The sequence below is a fragment of the Lamprobacter sp. genome (genome assembly GCF_034860625.1).
Taxonomy (GTDB): domain Bacteria; phylum Pseudomonadota; class Gammaproteobacteria; order Chromatiales; family Chromatiaceae; genus Lamprobacter.
This window is the reverse complement of the sequence record NZ_JAYESN010000332.1, coordinates 1-2,664: the sequence shown is the minus strand read 5'-3', so window position 1 is coordinate 2,664 and position 2,664 is coordinate 1. Positions and strand designations below refer to the sequence as shown.

Below are 2,664 nucleotides of genomic sequence, written 5' to 3'. Positions count from 1 at the left end.
TCGAGCCTTGGTAGCCCCACCCAACAGAACGGCAAAAACCCCATGAACCCACAGGATCTCGAACGCGCTCGCAACGCTTGGATCTATCGCGGCCAGCAGCGGCCAGCGTTTGCCGTCGTCCCAGCCGAAGGGCAGGAATCGGTCTGGGATTACCCGCGCCCGCCGGCCTATGTGCCGGATCAGCGCTTGATTGAGGTCACTGCGGGTGAACAGCGGGTCGCCCACACCCAGACCGCGATCCGGGTGCTGGAGACGGGTCATCCCCCAGCCTTCTATCTGCCTCCAGTGGCGGTGGACCAAACCCGTTTACGTCCCAGCACGCGTCGTACTTTCTGCGAGTGGAAAGGCGAGGCGGAGTACTTCGATGTCGAAGGCAGCACGGGCTTGATCAGTAACGCACTCTGGCGCTATCCGCGACCCGAGGCTGAGGCGAGCGTTATCGCCGGCTGGTTTGCCGCCTATCCAAGCCTGCTGCGCTGCATTGTCGCTGGCGAGACCGTGCGCGCACAGGCCGGTGGCTTCTACGGCGGCTGGATCACCGATGAGCTGGTCGGCCCGTTCAAGGGCGAGCCAGGAACCGGGCATTGGTAGTGGATGAACGGCGTGCGGCGATCCTCAGCTCGCTGACGGCGATCGAGGCCGAGCATGGGGTGCGCATGCTCTACGCCTGTGAATCCGGCAGCCGCGGTTGGGGCTTTGCCTTGCCGCTTTACGCACCAGGATAGAAAACCACCTCTCGATCTGGTTTAGCCAAGAGGTATGCTGTGGTCGCCGAGGGCGAGGGCCAAAATCGCCTTGACCTAGCAGAGCAGGCAGGCAGTTAAGGCCACTGCGATGCACAACTGGCGAGGGGTGTTGGCCAAGGTGCACAGGCTGATGCGCAGCGTTCGCCCAGGTCGATGACCCAAAACGACACGAAAAGCTGTCTCTTATTGAGCGCAGTCAGGGCTGAATCTCAGCGGGGCAGCGGGGGCGTTGGTTCTAAGCTGCAGGATGATGATCGCTAGGCCAGGTGAAGCACTCATGGCGGAGACCGCCCTCATGCAGCCGCCTCATCAGCCGCGGTCCGAGTAATGCCTCCAGCTGCGCCATGGACAGCTCGCTGATCAGGATCGTGGCACGTTGCTGCGCGTAACGCGCATCCAGGATTTCAAACAACAACCCACAGCGCCCAGGCTGATCAGCGCCCATCACATCATCGAGCACCAACAAGTCTGGCTCGCTGAATTGCGCGAAGGCTTCGGTCTCCGAGCAGTTGGATCGACGCGAGCCGGCATCGCGCAGGCCTCGCAGCGCGCCCGACAAGGGCGCATACCACCCGCGCCGTCCGGCTCGAATGACGTTCGCCAGGATGGCGCAGGCCAGATGGGTCTTGCCCGTTCCTGAGCCACCGAGCAGCAGGAGTGTCTCGCCGAGACATTCGCCAGCGCTGAGCGTGGCGGCGAAATCCTGACAGCCGGTCCATGCCTGTGCCTGCTCGGCAAGTGGGGTCTGATAGTCGGCAAAGCCTTTGCGGCGGAAGCGCTCTGGAATCCCGCTGGCAGCCAAGTGCTGCTGCCAGCGGCGCTCATGCGCCTCGTGCCGCGCCGCCAGTATCTTGCGCACCTCGTGACGACCCCGCTCGGCCAGTGCGTCGGCTGAGAGCAGCGCGGTCCCTGGACGTGGTGTCAACGCTGATCCAACCGGACGCAGACGACCCAGCCATGCTGAATCGCGTAGACGCGCATCATGTCTCTTCATCCCCTACCTCGAACAGACCTGGGGTGGCGATCGTCATCGCGCATTGATGCCTCATCGGTGCGTTGAGTTTCAATTCCATTGCGGCAACGCGGTTGAGTGGTTTCAGTCTTATTGCATCTCACCGAGGGTACCGCTGTCATTGAAGACAGGCCCCACTATACGCGGGTTTTGCGCGCCTGCCTAGTCGATCAATCGCGTCATTGCTAGAACCACGAGCGGGCGATCGATGATGTCAGCGCGCATTCGCAACCGGCTGTTCAGTGATCGCGCCGGCTCAACAACACCAACAACAAGATAAAGAGTAAGACAGTCTTGTTGGTGTTGTTGTAGAGCGCGCTCGGCGCTCAGCAAACCTGGTGCCTTACAGGTGCGTCTGGCATCCGTATTGAGCCGGGTTGAACACTTCGAGACAGTGGAATTATTCTGAAATTATATCAATGCGTTGCATTATTGTTATCACGCCTGACCAGGCCCTCGCAGCACTGAAATCGTGTATCCATGAGAGGTTTCGCTTAAGGAACAGCATGCTCTAGGGCAGCGGCAAACCGATGCACTGAGTGCCCTATCTCCAGCTCAATCAAGGGCACTCAGTACCCTACGCTCCTTTTCCTCTAGGGAACTCAATGCACGTCCCTCCGTGACCAAGCGTGCACTCAGTGCCCTAAACCGCTCTTCAAGTAGGACACTGAGTGCACTATCGATGTGTTCAGCTAGGCAACTTGGAGCCCTATTCATCAGCGCGGCAAGCCCTCTTCCAACCCGATCCAGGGCTCTACTCAGCGAGCACTCCGAGCGTCTCATTGGCAGCGCCGCCCCCCTCGGGGATCGTCCTGATTGGCCGGTGGGAGGTTGGTTCGGTCGCTCTGGGAGATGATTGCCCGTCATCCCAACCTGGCCCAAGAGGAATGGGACGCTGCGGATCAG

The 2,664-nt window shown here is 60.7% G+C and carries 3 protein-coding genes; 2 read left to right on the top strand and 1 reads right to left on the bottom strand.

From position 1 onward, the window contains the following. Positions 1-42: 42 nt before the first annotated feature. Entirely contained in the window at positions 43-591 is a 549-nt protein-coding gene (locus VBE63_RS27060; RefSeq protein WP_323686097.1) for a DUF427 domain-containing protein, read from the top strand. Next, entirely contained in the window at positions 591-725 is a 135-nt protein-coding gene (locus tag VBE63_RS27055) for a DNA polymerase beta superfamily protein (protein ID WP_323686096.1), read from the top strand. Before VBE63_RS27060 ends, VBE63_RS27055 begins: the two co-directional genes overlap by 1 nt. Before the next feature lie 256 nt (positions 726-981). Here the strand turns inward: VBE63_RS27055 and VBE63_RS27050 are convergent, their stop codons facing one another. After that, entirely contained in the window at positions 982-1,740 is a 759-nt protein-coding gene (locus VBE63_RS27050) for an ATP-binding protein (RefSeq protein ID WP_323686095.1), read from the bottom strand. Positions 1,741-2,664 lie beyond the last annotated feature (924 nt).